16 protein-coding genes and 1 pseudogene are annotated in these 16,002 nt (G+C 48.0%); 3 read left to right on the plus strand and 14 right to left on the minus strand.

Going from position 1 to position 16,002, the window contains the following annotated elements:
• Positions 1–34 precede the first annotated feature (34 nt).
• The 13 genes and pseudogenes from O8C65_05695 to mcrD all read right to left on the minus strand — a co-directional run bounded on the left by O8C65_05695 (position 35) and on the right by mcrD (position 12,280).
• Positions 35–382, minus strand: a complete 348-nt coding sequence (locus tag O8C65_05695) for a hypothetical protein (GenBank protein ID MCZ7356408.1) — start codon at positions 380–382, stop codon at positions 35–37.
• 5 nt (positions 383–387) lie between these two features.
• Complete coding sequence (locus tag O8C65_05700) at positions 388–1,791, minus strand: hypothetical protein (GenBank protein ID MCZ7356409.1); 1,404 nt, start codon at positions 1,789–1,791, stop codon at positions 388–390.
• Between the two features lie 3 nt (positions 1,792–1,794).
• Positions 1,795–2,946 carry a Coenzyme F420 hydrogenase/dehydrogenase, beta subunit C-terminal domain gene (locus tag O8C65_05705; GenBank protein ID MCZ7356410.1) on the minus strand — a complete coding sequence of 384 codons (1,152 nt, stop codon included), beginning with the start codon at positions 2,944–2,946 and terminating at the stop codon, positions 1,795–1,797.
• Positions 2,946–3,398 carry a hydrogenase iron-sulfur subunit gene (locus O8C65_05710; GenBank protein ID MCZ7356411.1) on the minus strand — a complete coding sequence of 151 codons (453 nt, stop codon included), beginning with the start codon at positions 3,396–3,398 and terminating at the stop codon, positions 2,946–2,948. The genes O8C65_05705 and O8C65_05710 overlap by 1 nt, the downstream gene beginning before the upstream one ends.
• Positions 3,395–5,401 carry a CoB--CoM heterodisulfide reductase iron-sulfur subunit A family protein gene (locus O8C65_05715; GenBank protein ID MCZ7356412.1) on the minus strand — a complete coding sequence of 669 codons (2,007 nt, stop codon included), beginning with the start codon at positions 5,399–5,401 and terminating at the stop codon, positions 3,395–3,397. The genes O8C65_05710 and O8C65_05715 overlap by 4 nt, the downstream gene beginning before the upstream one ends.
• Positions 5,398–5,847 carry a hydrogenase iron-sulfur subunit gene (locus O8C65_05720; protein ID MCZ7356413.1) on the minus strand — a complete coding sequence of 150 codons (450 nt, stop codon included), beginning with the start codon at positions 5,845–5,847 and terminating at the stop codon, positions 5,398–5,400. Before O8C65_05720 ends, O8C65_05715 begins: the two co-directional genes overlap by 4 nt.
• On the minus strand, positions 5,844–8,897 hold the full coding sequence (locus tag O8C65_05725; GenBank protein ID MCZ7356414.1) for an FAD-dependent oxidoreductase: 3,054 nt from the start codon (positions 8,895–8,897) through the stop codon (positions 5,844–5,846). Before O8C65_05725 ends, O8C65_05720 begins: the two co-directional genes overlap by 4 nt.
• The gene (locus O8C65_05730) at positions 8,894–9,826 is read right to left on the minus strand and encodes a CoB--CoM heterodisulfide reductase iron-sulfur subunit B family protein (protein ID MCZ7356415.1); all 933 of its coding nucleotides are present in this window, start codon (positions 9,824–9,826) and stop codon (positions 8,894–8,896) included. The genes O8C65_05725 and O8C65_05730 overlap by 4 nt, the downstream gene beginning before the upstream one ends.
• Positions 9,823–10,392: a 4Fe-4S dicluster domain-containing protein gene (locus O8C65_05735; GenBank protein ID MCZ7356416.1), complete on the minus strand. Its 570-nt coding sequence runs from the start codon at positions 10,390–10,392 to the stop codon at positions 9,823–9,825. The genes O8C65_05730 and O8C65_05735 overlap by 4 nt, the downstream gene beginning before the upstream one ends.
• Positions 10,389–10,808, minus strand: coding sequence for a (Fe-S)-binding protein (locus O8C65_05740; protein ID MCZ7356417.1), 420 nt, complete (start codon positions 10,806–10,808; stop codon positions 10,389–10,391). Before O8C65_05740 ends, O8C65_05735 begins: the two co-directional genes overlap by 4 nt.
• A gap of 75 nt (positions 10,809–10,883) precedes the next feature.
• A pseudogene (locus tag O8C65_05745) lies at positions 10,884–11,447 on the minus strand ((Fe-S)-binding protein).
• A gap of 147 nt (positions 11,448–11,594) precedes the next feature.
• Positions 11,595–11,753 (minus strand): hypothetical protein, encoded by a 159-nt coding sequence (locus O8C65_05750; GenBank protein ID MCZ7356418.1) that lies wholly within the window; start codon positions 11,751–11,753, stop codon positions 11,595–11,597.
• A gap of 11 nt (positions 11,754–11,764) precedes the next feature.
• A complete protein-coding gene (mcrD, locus tag O8C65_05755; GenBank protein MCZ7356419.1) occupies positions 11,765–12,280 on the minus strand; it encodes a methyl-coenzyme M reductase operon protein D in 516 nt (171 codons plus the stop codon).
• A gap of 224 nt (positions 12,281–12,504) precedes the next feature.
• On the opposite strand from mcrD, the gene O8C65_05760 reads away from it, so the two are divergent.
• The 3 genes from O8C65_05760 to O8C65_05770 all read left to right on the plus strand — a co-directional run bounded on the left by O8C65_05760 (position 12,505) and on the right by O8C65_05770 (position 14,882).
• Positions 12,505–13,872 (plus strand): hypothetical protein, encoded by a 1,368-nt coding sequence (locus tag O8C65_05760; GenBank protein MCZ7356420.1) that lies wholly within the window; start codon positions 12,505–12,507, stop codon positions 13,870–13,872.
• Between the two features lie 110 nt (positions 13,873–13,982).
• Positions 13,983–14,210, plus strand: coding sequence for a hypothetical protein (locus O8C65_05765; GenBank protein ID MCZ7356421.1), 228 nt, complete (start codon positions 13,983–13,985; stop codon positions 14,208–14,210).
• 63 nt (positions 14,211–14,273) lie between these two features.
• Positions 14,274–14,882 (plus strand): DUF169 domain-containing protein, encoded by a 609-nt coding sequence (locus tag O8C65_05770; protein ID MCZ7356422.1) that lies wholly within the window; start codon positions 14,274–14,276, stop codon positions 14,880–14,882.
• Positions 14,883–14,930: 48 nt separating this feature from the next.
• Here O8C65_05770 and O8C65_05775 read toward each other — a convergent pair whose 3' ends face one another.
• Positions 14,931–15,680 (minus strand): DUF72 domain-containing protein, encoded by a 750-nt coding sequence (locus O8C65_05775; GenBank protein MCZ7356423.1) that lies wholly within the window; start codon positions 15,678–15,680, stop codon positions 14,931–14,933.
• Between the last annotated feature and the right edge of the window lie 322 nt (positions 15,681–16,002).

The raw sequence follows: 16,002 nt of genomic DNA on the forward strand, positions 1-16,002 counted from the left end.
AGCGTATCGATATAAAACAATAACGTCCCTTCCCTCAATGTCCCGCTCCTCCCGCTTCCGCGTGCACCGCCGCATACCTCTCCGTGATCAGCGCGCGCTTGAGCCTGAACATCACCTTCTGCTTATCGAAATTATACTGTTCTGCCAGCGTCCTGATGAGCCTCTTCTTTGATGCGCCTTTCAAGCTCATCTCAGACATGATACCGTCAACGAACTCCTTGCCCCGGTCAGCTTCCTTCTTAGCCTCGGCTTTTATTTCAGGCGAAGGCGCTTCAGCTTCTACAGCTTTGGGCGCCGCCTTTTGCACATCGGCCGTCCCCGGCGTCGCTGCATTCTCAGTTGGCTTTTCTGTTTTGACTGCTTTCTTTACTACTTCCGCCATGCCCATCACCTCGATATCTCAACGGGCGTGATAATACCTTTCTCTATCCCGAACCTGTTACCTGTGAGCAGGATACTATCCTGTACAGGCGCGACCTTAAATTTCTTTTCAACGGCGCTTCCGTTTGACTTTATCTTTAACATGCCGCCTTTCAGGAGTTTGAGCGCCCTTACAGTGTTGAGATTCAGCTCCACGAAATCGTTGTCATCAGGCAAACCAAACCACATGAAAGGGTTATACACGCTCACAAGTGCAGTTTTTGTTTCAGGCGGTTTTGGTGCCGCCTGGATTGCGCCGTATGCTGGTCTCTCGTATTTCGGGATCGTGAACTCATCGACTGCGTTAATCCCCAGCACCTTTTTCATGGTCTCGTGCAGTGAATTGAACTCGAATTTGGTACCCGCAATTATCCCGAGCGCATCAAGCCCGCTAGTTCCAGCGCCGCCCAGTGATTGCGCCCTTCCTTCATTATTGAGGAGCGTGCCTTTTTTCCTGTACAGGGGCTCATGGGCTATCACCACGTTCGCTTTTGTCGTGCCTGCATGTCCGGTCTGGACGATCAGGTTCGTGAGCTTTGAAAGGGTCTCAGAAGGAATCAGCGCGGATGGGTCGGATTCCAGGCAGAACAGAGTCTTTACCGCCCCTTTGTTGATATCCTCAACAAGCTGCGCCAGTGACTTTTGCTTTGCATCCTTAGAAAGGATATAAGCGCCCGTCGAATTCGCGAAGGGCTTGAGGAACGTTACTTTTGAGCCTGCGCTCTTTGCAAGTGAAAGCACGCTCTTCACCTGCTCAACATCCGAGAGCGGATGGAAATCCGAGATAACAAGCGAATCTTTCGTAAGCTGAAGTTTTGGAATATCGGCAGGTCTGATATTCTCATCGGCAAGAGGCAGATCTTTCCACCATACAGCTGTAATTCTTGCACCTTTATTCTTGGCAGAAAGAAGCCGCCGGACTATCAGCGGATATTGCTCATAGGGATCAATGAAAAGCACTATATGCTTTGCAGCCTCGATTTCGCTATAGGGTATCCCAATGCTGAGCGTCTGATACACATCCTTCGGGAATGCCTCAAAGTTTGCTCCTGTGCACAAATATGATTCAGCCAGTTTCTGGAACGCAAGCAGCTCCTCGCATGTGGTATTTCCGGGGGATAAGAATGCAACCTTGCCTGCCGAGATCCTCCCAGCCGCCTCTTTTGCCGCATCTTCAAGCGTTGTTTCTTTTCCATCCACCGCCGATTTTACAGGTGAATAGAGGCGGGGAAGGCTCATCCCGAACCTGCATAACTTCCCGGCATTGGCAGGTGAGGATTTCCTGAAATCCACTTCAATAGCGCCATTTTCGCGGATATACAGACCGCAGCCGAAATTGCAGCCCGGGCATATGGTTGAATATACGTTCATGTCTCAGACCTCCAGCTTTGCTTCAAAGTATGGTGGCTTCCTCAGATCCATTCCGGGCTCGTACTTTAATTGCTCCTGCACAGGATTTGCAAAGCGTCTGTACAGCCTTGTAAGCGGTATGTCCACCGGGCATACATCGCTGCACTGCCCGCACCCGATGCAAGAGTCAGCAAGATGCAAGAAGCGCACAAGGTGATACATGGACATCTTGTAGGCATCGCCTCTTGAATGATACTCCGTGCACTTTGAAATATCGCCGCATGAGCAGGTGGGACACACAGCCTTGCATGCCCCGCAGTCTATGCAGTGCTCAAGCTCTTTCCTGAAATAATCGAGCCTGTTATCGATCGGGACAAAGACCTTATCCTTCCATTTCTTTCCAAGACCTTCCATCACGCCTTTTATCTTGGCACGTGCTGCAACTCCTTTCTCATCTGGCTTCTGCACTTGTACATATCCGGCGTCGATGGCATTCTGAAGGAGCTTTGCCCCCTTTTCAGAATTTATTTCAACGAATGTGGCTTTGCCAACAAGGTCTCCGGTGACGCCCCAGTTGCCGCAGGCAATGTCGGCGTTGCCGGGGATCTTTATCGTGCAATATCGGCAGCTCTCGCGTCTTCCGTATCCTTTCTCTTCAAGTTCGTCGATGGTAATTGCATGCTCTTTTCCATCCTTTGTCTCGAAGATGAGTTTCCCTTTCTCAATTTCTTCACCGTGAACATCTTCGGGTTTTATCTTGTACATCACTTCAAGCATCTCGCGGGTTACGACAGGATGCATCGATCCTCCGCAGTTCAATCCCACGATGAACGTATCATTAAGATTTACCGCATTGCGCTTGCCCTGCTCGATTATTCCGCGTACATCACATCCCTTGGCAGGAAGTGCTATTTTCAAATCTCTATTCGCGATCAACTTTGCAAAGTTGCTCGGAACAGAGTGCAGGGAACCTGCAGAGTTCAATACTTCGTTGACATCAGAGGTGATGATCGGAACAGCCTCGAACTCATTTATTTTCTTAAGTACTACAACAGCATCCACAAGCTTCTTTTCAAGCGCCGCCGCCAGCATTGAGGTTACAAGACCTCCCGAGCCTCCCCGGCTCCTGACCTCTTCTTTTGTTGACCAGCCCACGTACATCTCACCTTTTTGCATCAGGCTACCCCCTCTGGTTTAAGCGGGCTTGGCCCGATCTTTTTTATCTGCTCCGTGACATCGCGGATGAAATTAGCGAACTTCTCCCCTTCACTAGCAGATATCCAGTTAAGCTGGAGCCTCTCTTTCTCGATTCCCAATTCCCGCACCACATTTTCAAGGAATTTGTATTTTATTTTTGTCTTATCGTTGCCATTGACATAATGGCAATCCCCTATGTGGCATCCCGTGACCAAAACAGCATCTGCACCTTCAAGGAACGCATTGAACACATGAAGCGGGTCTATCCTGCCTGAGCACATGACTCGTATGATCCTTGTGGACGGTGGCTGCTGGAATCTCCCCATGCCCGCGCTGTCTGCGCCCCCGTAGGAGCACCAGTTGCAGCAGAACGCCACGATCTTGGGTTCCCAGCCGTTCCCCGCCACCGTGGGCTTCTCAGCAGCACTCATGCTGCTACCTCCTGGAACTTGAACACGTTCTTGACCTGAGCAAGCACCTGTTCGTTCTTGAAGTGGCTCTGCTCGAGCGCACCGGTCGGGCATGCTGTCACGCACGTCCCGCAGCCCTTGCAAAGTGCTTTCATGACATTTGCCTTACCGATCGATTCATCCATCTTTATGGCCTGGAACGGGCACATGGGTATGCATACACCGCATCCCACGCATACATCCGGATTAACGACGGCAGTGATGCCTTCTGTTATGGCTTTCTTGTTCTTGAGCAGTATTGTTGCACGGCTTGCACATGCGCTGCCCTGGGAGACCGCATAGGGAATGTCCTTTGGTCCTGATGCAACGCCTGCAAGGAACACTCCATCGATGGTGGTGTCCACGGGCCGCAGCTTTGGATGGGCTTCCATGAGCAGGCCGTCAGCCGCTTTCGATAATTTCAATAACTGCTGGATCTGGTTTATGCCCTCATTCGGTACAATACCCGTGGCGAGGACAAGAAGGTCGAATTCAAGATTGCGAATATCATTTGCCAGCGTATCCTCGACACGCACCTTGATGTTCTTTGTAACCGGGTCTTCCTTCACTTCCGCAGGTCTTCCGCGAAGGAACTTCACGCCCAGGTTTCGAGACCTGTTATACGATTCCTCGTAACCCCTGAAGGGTGTCCTGATATCTATGTACATTATCGTATGGTCTGTCTCCGGGCGCTTTTCTTTCAGCAGCTGCGCGTTCTTGATGGTGTACATGCAGCACACGCCAGAACAGTAAATATTGGTAGCCTTATCCCTCGAGCCAACGCAGTTCACGAATCCAACACGTATCGGTTCCTTGCAGTCCGAAGGTCGAACGACGTGCCCGCCCGTTGGACCTGCGGCATTAAGTAATCTTTCAAATTCCATTGCAGTGATGACATTATCATATAATCCGTACCCGAAATCGTGCCTGGGCTCGGGATCGTAGGTCTTGAAGCCGACCGCCCCTATTATGACGCCCACGTTAAGATCAGTATACGAAGGCTGCATATCATAATTTATCGCGCCGCGCTCGCACGCCTTTGCGCATGCCTTGCATGAAATGCAGTTCTCCTTATCAAGAACGGCGCGCAGCGGCACAGCCTGGGGGAAGGGAACAAAGATCGCTTTTCGCGTGCCAAGTCCTTCGTTGAAATCATAGGGCACCTCAACTGGGCACACCTCACTGCATTTGGCGCAGCCTGTGCATTTGGCGATATCAAGGTATCTGGGTTTATGCTCGACCTTCACATTGAAATTGCCCACATAACCGTCCACGGCTTTCACTTCTGAATAGCTCATTATCTTGATATTCTTGTTCCTTGCCACTTCCACCATCTTCGGACCAAGGATGCAGATGGAGCAGTCGTTCGTGGGGAACACCTTGTCAAAGCGTGCCATCCTGCCGCCGATTGAGGGCTCCTTCTCGACCAGGTACACCTGGAATCCCATGTCAGCGAGGTCAAGCGCAGCCTGCATTCCTGCCACACCCGCACCGATGATAAGGGCTTTGTCAGTGACCGGTACTTCGCTTGCCTGGAGGGGTTCAAGCAATTTTGCGCGCTCAACACCCATGCGCACGAGATCCTTGGCTTTCTCTGTGGCCTTCTCCTTTTCCCACATGTGTATCCATGAGCAGTGGTCTCTGATATTCACGAATTCAAGGAAGTACTGGTTCAATCCCATCTGCTCGATACATGCGCGGAATGTGGGTTCGTGTGTCTTTGGCGAACATGCCGCAACCACAACACGATTGAGGTTGTACTCTTTTATCTTCTGCTGGATGTCGGCCTGTCCGGAATCAGAGCACGTGAACTTGTTGACGGAAGTGACCTTTACGCCGGGCAGAGTTCCAATATAATCAACAACAGCTTTTGTGTTAACAACACCGCCTATGTTCACGCCGCATTCGCATACAAAAACGCCTACCCGTTTTTCATCGCTATCCTTCTTAATATCAGTACTTTTTGATTCAGTACCATCGCTCATTTCTTCACTTCCTTGACAGGGTTTTGCCCCAATTTCTTGATCTCTTCTGTAAAATCTCGAATAACTTCTGAGAATCGTAATCCTTCGCTGGCAGAGATCCACTCAAGCCGAAGCCTTTTATCAAACCCCAGTTTTGCCAGTGCTTTCTTTGTATTATTTATCCTGACCTCTGCGTTCTTGTTCCCGTCGATGTAGTGGCAGTCACCGATATGGCATCCAGCCACGAGCACTCCGTCTGCTCCGTCTTTCAATGCTTTCAGGATAAATGCGGGTTCGACCCGGCTTGAGCACATAACACGGAGTACCTTCACAGTCGGAGGATACTGGAACCTGCTCACGCCCGCAAGGTCTGCGCCAGCATATGAACACCAGTTGCAGCAGAATGCCAGGATATTCGGCTCCCAGCCATTTCCCGCCTGCGCGCCTGACGCCGCTTCTGCGCTCATACCGTTACCTCCACAACGCCGATGGAAATGCTCTTTACGCCCTTATCAAATGCATTGATCGCCTCACCTATCTCTTTTGATGAGAAATGCTGGGCTGTGATTGCTCCAGCGGGGCATGCAGCCGCGCAAGAGCCGCAGCCCTTGCACGCAGCAGGATTGATGCGCGATTTCTTAGTGGTGTAAGTGACCTCTTCGACTTTGACCGTCACATCCTGCAGCGATGGTGCATTATATGGACACATAGTAACGCACGTTCCGCATCCTATGCATTTTGCCTCATTCACAACGGATATCGCGCCCTCGGTCTCGATGAACTTCCGGGATAGAATTGTGCAGGCACGGGATGCAGCGGCGCTTGCCTGCGATATGGCTTCATCCATGAGCTTCGGGGCCTGGGCGCTCCCGCACAGGAATACGCCGTCAGTGGCAAAATCCACCGGGCGAAGCTTGGGATGGGCTTCCAGGAAGAATTTGTTCTTATCAAGAGGTATCTTGAATAGCTGGTTAATCTCTTCGTTCTCGCCCGCAACGAGAGGTGTGCTCAGGACCACAAGATCTGAAGCGATCTCGATATCATCGTTGAGCATGGAATCATGCACGACAACTGAACTGCCCTGAACTTTTGGGGGATTTTCCGCATCATATTTAATGAATATTACGCCAAGGTCTCTTGCATTCTCGTAAAGCTTTTCCATCACTCCGTACGTCCTCATGTCCCTGTAAAGCACATAGACGTTTGCGCTGCTTTTCCCTTTTTTGATCCTTATTGAGTTTTTCACCGCATCCACGCAGCATGTGCGCCCGCAGTATTCACGCTCTTTATTTCGCGCCCCGACGCACTGGATCATCGTGATAGTATTTGCTGTAATACTTTTTCCAAGCATTTTTTCAAGCTGCGCCTGCGTGACCACACGGCTATCCTTGCCATAATTGAACAATCCGGAAGGCTCAAAGTTCCGTGCGCCCGTTGCAACAACGGCCGCCCCAAAGTCAACTGGTATTTCTTTTCCTTTTGAAAGCACAACTCCCTTGAAGTTACCAAGATAGCCTTCCACCTTCATGAGTTTGGCCTCATTTACGATCTTGATTTTCTTATTCTCATCAACTCTCTTGATAAGGTCTCTTAGCACATCTGCAGGTTTCTTTCCATCGTATAGTTCGGTCATTTCCCGGAGCATCCCGCCAAGTTCCTTTTCCTTCTCGACAAGGGTCACATTATAACCATTATTGGCAATATCGAGCGCAGCTGTCATACCGGCCACCCCGCCGCCGAGAACTAGCGCATTGTTGATAAGCGACACTTTTTGCTTGTATAGAGGCTGGAAAAGGGCTGATTTTGCAACTGCCATCTGCACGATCCCCTTTGCCTTCTCGGTGGCTTTCTCTTTCTCTTTCATGTGTACCCAGGAGCAGTGCTCGCGGATATTGGCAAGTTCGAAAAGATACGGGTTAAGTCCTGCCTCGCGGCATGTATTCTGGAAAAGAGGCTCGTGGGTTCGCGGAGTACATGATGCCACGATAACACGATTAAGATCGTTCTTTGCGACAGCATCTTTTATCGTGACTTGGGAGTCTGAGGAACATGCGTACAGCATTTCCTGCGCATGCGCAACACCGGGCAGCGTTCTTGCATACTCTACGACGGCTGGGACATTGACAACGCTTCCTATGTTTATCCCGCAGTGGCAGACGAAAACGCCGATGCGAGGCACGGGAGAAAGCGGCTTCTCTACAGGGAACTTTCTCTCTTTAATAAGGGTTCCCCTTTCACCGGATAATAACGCTGCAGCCTTGGATGCCGCTGCGCTTGCCTGGGCCACGGTGTCGGGAATATCTTTCGGCCCCTGGGCCACGCCGCAGACATATACCCCGGCAACGCTCGTCTCCACGGGGTTTTCAATGCTTGTGGCAATATTCCCGAAATCATCAAGTGCAATGCCGGAAGATTGGGCAATATTACGGGTCGAATCTGCGGGATCAAGGCCGATCGAGAGCACTACCATGTCGAAATCCCGGTTCACCAGATCCCCTGTATTGAAATCTTCGTATTTCAAAGATAAAGCATTGTTCGAATCTACGATAACTTCAGGTGGCCTGGAATTAATGTATTTGATGCCGTACTCCCTCCGTGCCCTGTTGTAGAACTCCTCAAAGTTCTTGCCGAAGGCGCGTATGTCTATGTGGAAAATCGTGATATCCAGTTCAGGGTCATGCTCTTTTGCGATTATGGATTCCTTGGTGGCATACATGCAGCACACCGAGGAGCAGTGTTTCCTGTTGATGCGCGGATTGCGGGAGCCAACGCACTGTATGAATGCGATCTTTTTCGGGACTTTGCCGTCTGACTGCCTTGTCACATGGCCTTGCGTGGGGCCGCTTGCGCTCAGGAGACGCTCGAACTGGAGCGATGTAATTACATCTGGATGGTCGAACCTGTACTGCCTCAGAACTGAGGGGTCAAAGGGTTTAAAGCCCGTTGCGAGGACTACGGAACCTACGTTGAGTTCGATCTCTTTATCTTTCTGTTCATAATCCACTGCTTTTGGCCCGCATACCTTCTTGCATACGCCGCATTTCCCTTTTGTGAGATACAAACAATGAGCGGAATCTATCGTCGCCACTCTCGGGATCGCCTGGGCAAATGGAATATAGATGGATTTGCGCTTGCTCATTCCTGCATTATATTCATCCGCCACTTTCGAGGGGCATTTCTCAGTGCATGTGCCGCAGCCCGTGCATTTTGTCTCATCAACATAACGAGCTTTTTTAACCACTTTTACATTGAAATCCCCGGCTTTGCCGGTGATGGATGTTACATCGCTGTATGAGAGCAATTCGATGTTAGGATGTCTTGCGGTCTCAACGAGTTTGGGAGAAAGTATGCACATGGCGCAATCATTCGTCGGGAAGGTCTTGTCGAGTTGGGCCATCGTTCCCCCGATACTCGGTCTTGATTCTATAAGATAGGTCTTGAAGCCGCTGTCTGCAAGGTCAAGGGCAGCTTGGATGCCTGCTATTCCTCCACCTACGACCGCTACCGAGCCCTTCATTCTGCCACCTCTTTTTCCGCTTCAAGTTTACTTTCGCCTTTGGTCTCTACCTTCTTTTCTTCGGGCTTTACTTTCCCGATGGATTCCATGAGCCTGGCAGGCGACACCATGTTCCTGTCAAGTTCAAGCTCTTTTTCGCTCAAACCCATGGCAAGGCCGATAAGCTGGGTGAAATAAAGAACAGGCATATCGATAACAGTGTTATGTGCCTTCTCTATCATGCTCTGCTGGCCGTCAAGCAGCATATGGCACATGGGACATGCCACAACGATGCAGTTAGCGCCTGCAGCTTTTGCTTCATCGAAGAGTTTCTTTGTAAGTATGAATGCATAGTCCTGTTTGCTCATCAGGAGATTCCCGCCACAGCATTTAGTCTTCTGGGTGAAAGGGAGACATTCAGCACCTGTAGCTTTGATAAGGTTATCAAGAGACATCGGGTTTTCGGGGTTATCGAATTTTGATACCTCGGAGGGGCGGACGAGAAGACATCCATAGTAGGGCACGGCTTTGATGCCTTTCAGAGTTTTTTTGAAGTTCCTGGATAACGCATCCACTCCCACATCATTTACCACAACGTCCAGAAGATGCTTGATCTTAATACCATTATATTTTTCTCCGAGTGCTTTTTCTATCTTTGCCCTGAAGGCTCCGTCTTGTTTCATGGCGCTGTCGGCCCTTGAAAGGTTGTGCGAGCAGATGCTGCATGGTATCACAAGGTCAAGACCTGTTTTTTGTGCCAGCATGTTATTGCGCGCAGAAAGACCCATGGACAGTTCCTTATCAAATATCGCCTCAAGCGCGCCGCAGCAGTTCCAGTCCTCTATTTCAACAAGCTCTATGCCTGCCGCTTTGCACACTCCTTTTGTGGATGCATCGTATTCGCGCGCAGTGCCATGAAGGGTGCAACCGGGATAATAGGCAAGCTTCATTTTTTCTCCACTTCCTCAAAGATGCGTTTAATCTGGTCAGTGCCTTTTATTTTATGCGGAAGAATGCTCAATTTCCCTTTCCTGAACAAACCAAGTCCCATAGGAGCGTAGCCAATTGCCCCTCCGATACCTTTGGTTTTCAGCATGAACGTACCGCTCACCCCGGCTTCGTACCATTTGCCGTTCTTTTTGACTGAATCAATAAAAAGATTATCAAAGACAGGTTTGGGATTATTGATTATTATCTTCCCGGCTTTTGCCTCGCGCTGGGCTATGGCCCGTATAGCTCCAATGACCTCTGTTATCTTGACATCCTGAGGGCAGCGTTCGTAGCAGATGTAGCATGACGCACAAAGCCAGATTGAATCGTCGGTCAGGACTTCTTTTCGCATACCGAGGAGAGCTTTCCGAAGTATCATCCTCGGATTGTATCCTTTGTCAATCTCGGTCACGGGACAGCCCACCGTGCAGCCTGTGCAGTTGAAGCATTTCTTGATATTTTCTCCGCCCGCCTCGTTTGCAATTTCATATTTGAAATCAGGATCAAGCTCGCTTGTCTTTATCATTCGCCAGCCTCCAGTTTTGATAAACCCGCAGATATCTGGTCATTCTTGATGGGTTCATCCAATTGTCGAGCAAGGAACACGCTCAGGTCGACAACATCAAGATCATATTTCTTCACGGCATCCTTTTCATTCTTAAGGCAATTAAAGTGCGCAAGGCATTTTGGACAGGTTGTGATCAACGTTTTTGCACCTGTCGCCTCAGCTTCATCCATACGGGCTATTCGCAGGGCTTTTGTCTGCTCATTGCAATTCATGAAACTGCTCACCCCGCAACAAAGGGCATTCTCCTTTGAATGATCCATCTCTTTTATTTTCGCACCGTTCGCGGAAAGAGCATTTCGGGGCGCATCATACACGCCCATATGTCTCCCAAGCCTGCATGAGTCGTGGTAGGTCACTTCCGAGTTTATCTTCATTCCAAGCTTGTCCAGGAGTTCGGCTATATGGATCACCCTGATACCAAGATCGTAATCCTTCGATAAAGTGCGGTAGCATTCGGCACAGCTTGTGATAAGGGTCTCGATACCACTATCTTTCAGATATCTGGTATTGTGATTTTTAAGCCTGTCAAAAACATCTTTTTTCCCCTGCCATAGCACATCATGACCGCAGCACTTCATCTGCATGATCCGGGGTTCTATGCCTATTTTTCCAAGAAGCTTTAGCGATGAGGTGGTTATCTCCCCAAAATCGGTTTTGACATCGTGAAGGAATAAACCCAGCGAATCCACACATCCGGGGAAGTAACCATATTTTGAATCGGATTTGTTTTCAGGTTTGTTCCCATCAAGTTTGGAACTCAATTCCGCAAATTCCGTGAAAACCCCGAGGTGTGCTACCTCAAGGGGCTGCTTCCCTTCCCTTTCCTCCTTTATGAAACTTAAGAAATCCACCTGCTGTGGACACTCCTGCGGGCATAATCCGCATGTGAGGCATGTCCAGATGTCCTTTGTTTCATGCCCGTAGACATTGGAATTATAAATAGAACTGCGCGGAGATGTTTTTGAGACTCGGCGCATGGGGCATATGGATGTGCATTTGCCGCACTGATAACAGACTTGGACGTTACTCGTTTGTACCCTCCAGCATTTCTATGGTTTATAACTTTCTTAATGATTAGAAGATATAATTGGTTTTAAAGATTTCGATTTTTAACGATGCAGAGCATCATTATTAATAATGGAGCATAATTATTAATAATGTTACTTTGATATGGCTCCACGGTCTCCTATCGCAATTATAATGTTGTTCAATTCCTGACTCGTGGGTTCTCTGTTGTTTTCAAGCTCAAAGACATCTATTATTGCACTGTAAGTGCAGTGAAGTCTGTCCGCCGTTTTTCTTTTGACATATCTTGTCATATTATTATAATCTATTTTTCTTCCTCTGCCCGGATAATACAGAGGTTATTTTCCGCTTTTGCATGAGGGTCTACCAGACCAAGCAGCCTTTCGTCTTCAAGGTTGATCCTTTCATCTGTCTTGCTTTTGAACCCGTATTTGCCGAAATCTGTCAGTGTGGGTCTTCTTTTAATATAATGCCCTCTCTTGAACTCAAAGGAGAATGGAAGCGACCGTTCGCATGCTGCCCTCACATCTTCCACAACGCTTTCCTTCTCGACCTCCACAAGGATCTCTCCAACTATGATATGCAATTCCAAAGCGCAATCTCCGACATGGATGACCTTCCTGTCAGGATGGTTCACGTCTGCACCAGTACCGGGTCCGCATGTGACTTTTCTGGGCAGATTTTTCCCATTGATGAGCATCCTGATTACACCTTTTGTCTTATCGATCTCGTTCAAAACTTTTTCCGCAGTCTCTGGTTGTAACAGTCTTTGCGGAAATACCCTTACCTGGATGGGTTTGTCTGGAGTAGTTTTTTCCATCTAATTCCTTCTTGTCCAAATAAACGATGTCATGAATATTAAGTGTTTTGGTTCGTACTTATACGAATAAAATATATAATCGTGATAGTTATCACCTTGGAGACGTGATTTTGAGCCGGGAATCTTTATATCTATCTACCTTGTAATAAACAGGTTAATCGGAGGATGGTACTATTCGTGGATACGATGACGACCGAAAAACAAGAAGTTTTATTTTAATCGCGTTGATCGGAGGAATAATAGCGGGATTTGCCTTTGACGGCATTGTAAGAGACGTGGTATGGCCGGAATCCCAGCAGTTGTATGTGGTGAGCATACCCACTAACATAAGTGTTGGAAAGATTACCAGTGTTACCTTCTTCACATTCGGCAATGATGCAACAGCGAGTAACGCTAACATAACGCTGGATGATTCTGGAAATGCGCGCGGTATTACGGATTCTGAAGGAATGCTCTCACTTTTGGTCAATGCCTCTACGCGCGGCGTCATCAATGTTACAGCTGAAAAGAAAGGATTTAGAAATGCTACTTCGTATATCACGGCAACGCCGGGACTGGTAATCAGCGCTTCACCCGCCTCAATTACCTCCGGAACAGCCACGTATGTGACATTTTCCATCACAAGCATTGGCAGACCCGTTGATGAAGCCGAAGTGAACATTTCAGGCGCAGGGGTATCTCTGGATGGGTTAACCAACTCAAATGGTCAGATAATCCATCAAATAAATGCCCCGAACACAGGCCAGATCGTTGCAGCCGCCAGAAAGGCTGGATATGCAGAGGGTTCAACGACCTTAAGCTCAACGAGTCAGCAGACATTGAGCGTATCGGCGAGCCAGGGTTCTGTTACTATCGGTGTCCCTGCATTTGTCATGTTCACGATAACGGCTGGGGGCTCGCCTGTGGTTGATGCCAGGGTATCACTTGGCGGTCCAGCATCTGGAAGTGGGATCACAAACCAGGATGGGAAAGTCATCATCCAGTTCACCCCGCAGTCATCAGGAACAATAACCGTCTCAGCAACTGCGACAGGATATGCCAGCGGTTCGACCACGATAACCTCGGCAGGCACACAGTCATTATCAATATCCCCGAGTCCGGCATCTATAACGGCGGGATTTCAAACCTACGTGCAGTTCACGGTCACGAGCGGCAGCAATTTAATAAGCGAAGCCAATGTCACGCTCAGCGGCGCAGCGAGCGGTAACGGTGTCACAAATCAGAATGGGCAGGTCATATTGATGGTCAATTCCACATCTTCGGGAACAATAACTGCGTCCGTAAGCAAGACAGGATACTCTGGTGCAAGTACACAGATAAGCGCGACCGGGCAGCAGACGTTGAGTGTTAGCGCGGCACCATCAAATATCACAAACGGTGTGCCAACGTACGTAACATTCACGGTTATGAGCGGAAGTTCGGCTATCAGCGGAGCAAGTGTTAGCGTATCAGGCGGCGGGATCGGGATGGACGGCATGACGAATTCAGCAGGACAGGTAACACTGCTGCTTAATGCCGCAAGCACGGGAACTATTAATGTGGCTGCGCGGAAAGCCGGATATGTTGATGGGCTGACGACGTTGGCCCATTGAACCTTTATCAAAAACCGGATTTTAAACCCAAGCACATTTTTGATTTTATATATTAATTTTTATTAATCTTACAGCGAAAACTATTAATCTACATGATACTCATATAGATAATGATGGATTCTAATAAACGACCTTGTCAAGTAGATTTAATATTGGGAACTCGAGAAGAAAGGATAAAATTGTTGAAGGCTGGTTTCGCTGGAAAGGAAATCGAGATGCTCTATATCAAAAATAACGGTTTCAAAATAGTACTTTTTTCTATCCCTATTGAACAGGTTGATTTTGAAATCCCGGAAAAAAAGTGCATGGCGCGAGAAATGGTTTCCGTAATCGCATGATATGGGAAGGTTGCGGGTACTTTTCCTGCAAAACCCTTTTAATCACTGATACAATTAACACATATGTTACATCGCATCCCGGCATTAATGGGCTCAGGCAAACCAGTCGCGGTTCTTTTTACCGAAGAAGAGGGAATTGAATCCGCTTTATTGTATTGCGAATTGATACAGAAAGCCAGGTCCGGAGAGTCGTTTTTTATAAAAAACCAGGGATGCAGTGTAGGGGCGTATGTGCTGGGAGAAACAGAAAAAAGCCCGGGGGATTATTATTATAGCTCAGGGAGATACAGGGACGAGGAGGCAATAAAAAGGGCGGTTTCTAATCTTAATAGACTTTCAAGAAAAGGAACCTCAATAAAAATAACCCCTTACTCAGGAGAAGATTTCGATATTCTTATACTTTTCCTGAAACCTGAGAGGGCGATGAGGCTCATCCAGGCTTACACGTACAGCAGCGGTATACCTGTTGAAATTAAAACCGGAGGTATAGCCTCGATTTGCAGTGACTGCACATCAAGTCCGACACAGGGGAGGTTAGGGATATCTCTTGGCTGCAAAGGCTCGCGAAAACACAGCAAGTACCCGGATGATGAAGTTGTAGTGGGAGTACCCTTTCAGATTGCCTGCGAAATCGATGAGGCCCTTGGAAGGATCCCGGAGACACACTCATAACTGTCGTAGTTGTCTAGGTCTTTTGAATAAGGATGAAACTTTTAGAAATTAAACGGCCAAAAAACTTTGCAGCATTCTGGCATCTTCAGGTGGAAAGCCTGAATAATATTTACTGAAATATCCAAAAACTTCAATAGACTCTCCCGTCAATCTTCTGATCCGCTCTGCCCAAAGGCTTATATCACTTTTCCTATCTTTTTCCACCTCTCCGAGCATCCCGTTTATTGTTTTCCTATCCCCCTCCCATCTTATGTAAGTGAAATCAGCAGTCAAAGTATCTATCCTGGGCATCGATGAGGCGTCTATCCAGACCAATGCCACTCCATGATCCCTGAGCAAATCATAAAATTTTTCTTCAAGCCATTTTTTATTTCTCACCTCCAAAGCATAGCGGTATCCTGCAGGCAGAATGGACAGGAACTCCTTCAGGATATCGAATTGATCGGGTTTGAATCCCGCCGGGAACTGCATAAGCATCGGCCCGAGTTTATCTTCCAGCAAAGACATGTGTTCGATGAAGACCTCCATTTCTCTTTCGCAATCCTTCAGCATTTTATCATGTGTTATTACCCTGGGGAATTTTGCCGAGAACGTAAAATCCTTTGGTGTCTGCATATTCCATTTCTTGACCGTTTCCGCGTAGGGTATTCGATAAAACGTGCTGTCTATCTCGACTGTATTAAAAACCTTCGCATATTCATGAAGGAGGTCTCCAGCACTGGTATTCTCAGGATAGAAACTGCCAGTCCAGAAATCGTAGCTCCAGCCCATGGTACCTATATGCAACTTTTCTTTCATCTATTTCATTATAAGAGTTTGTTTTACCTCTTTAATCTTATCTCTCCCGCTTCTTTTCCTGCGGGCTTTTGATCTGCATCAAAGGAAAGCAATGAAAGTGTGATTTCTATTACTTATGTCACTGAAGTCAGGATCAGAAATAAGATTTTTGAATAATTCATAGAAAGATATAAATCTACGAATATACTATATTGTGATGGAGATCTTGAGGCTGGTACATGAAAAAGTTAAAGTATTATTTCCCACCACAAATACATATAGATCAAAGAACAGGATTGATACTTGGATTGTTGCTCATCCTTCTTGCTCTTTTGCTGGGTTC

It is taken from the genome of Candidatus Methanoperedens sp., assembly GCA_027460535.1.
Lineage (GTDB): Archaea > Halobacteriota > Methanosarcinia > Methanosarcinales > Methanoperedenaceae > Methanoperedens.

Bases quoted from the DNA above. Each gene is read 5' to 3' on its own strand.
- O8C65_05695 (MCZ7356408.1), bottom strand. From the start codon at position 382: ATGGCGGAAGTAGTAAAGAAAGCAGTCAAAACAGAAAAGCCAACTGAG.
- O8C65_05700 (MCZ7356409.1), bottom strand. From the start codon at position 1,791: ATGAACGTATATTCAACCATATGCCCGGGCTGCAATTTCGGCTGCGGT.
- O8C65_05705 (MCZ7356410.1), bottom strand. From the start codon at position 2,946: ATGCAAAAAGGTGAGATGTACGTGGGCTGGTCAACAAAAGAAGAGGTC.
- O8C65_05710 (MCZ7356411.1), bottom strand. From the start codon at position 3,398: ATGAGTGCTGCTGAGAAGCCCACGGTGGCGGGGAACGGCTGGGAACCC.
- O8C65_05715 (MCZ7356412.1), bottom strand. From the start codon at position 5,401: ATGAGCGATGGTACTGAATCAAAAAGTACTGATATTAAGAAGGATAGC.
- O8C65_05720 (MCZ7356413.1), bottom strand. From the start codon at position 5,847: ATGAGCGCAGAAGCGGCGTCAGGCGCGCAGGCGGGAAATGGCTGGGAG.
- O8C65_05725 (MCZ7356414.1), bottom strand. From the start codon at position 8,897: ATGAAGGGCTCGGTAGCGGTCGTAGGTGGAGGAATAGCAGGCATCCAA.
- O8C65_05730 (MCZ7356415.1), bottom strand. From the start codon at position 9,826: ATGAAGCTTGCCTATTATCCCGGTTGCACCCTTCATGGCACTGCGCGC.
- O8C65_05735 (MCZ7356416.1), bottom strand. From the start codon at position 10,392: ATGATAAAGACAAGCGAGCTTGATCCTGATTTCAAATATGAAATTGCA.
- O8C65_05740 (MCZ7356417.1), bottom strand. From the start codon at position 10,808: ATGAAGATAAACTCGGAAGTGACCTACCACGACTCATGCAGGCTTGGG.
- O8C65_05750 (MCZ7356418.1), bottom strand. From the start codon at position 11,753: ATGACAAGATATGTCAAAAGAAAAACGGCGGACAGACTTCACTGCACT.
- mcrD (MCZ7356419.1), bottom strand. From the start codon at position 12,280: ATGGAAAAAACTACTCCAGACAAACCCATCCAGGTAAGGGTATTTCCG.
- O8C65_05765 (MCZ7356421.1), top strand. From the start codon at position 13,983: ATGATGGATTCTAATAAACGACCTTGTCAAGTAGATTTAATATTGGGA.
- O8C65_05770 (MCZ7356422.1), top strand. From the start codon at position 14,274: ATGTTACATCGCATCCCGGCATTAATGGGCTCAGGCAAACCAGTCGCG.
- O8C65_05775 (MCZ7356423.1), bottom strand. From the start codon at position 15,680: ATGAAAGAAAAGTTGCATATAGGTACCATGGGCTGGAGCTACGATTTC.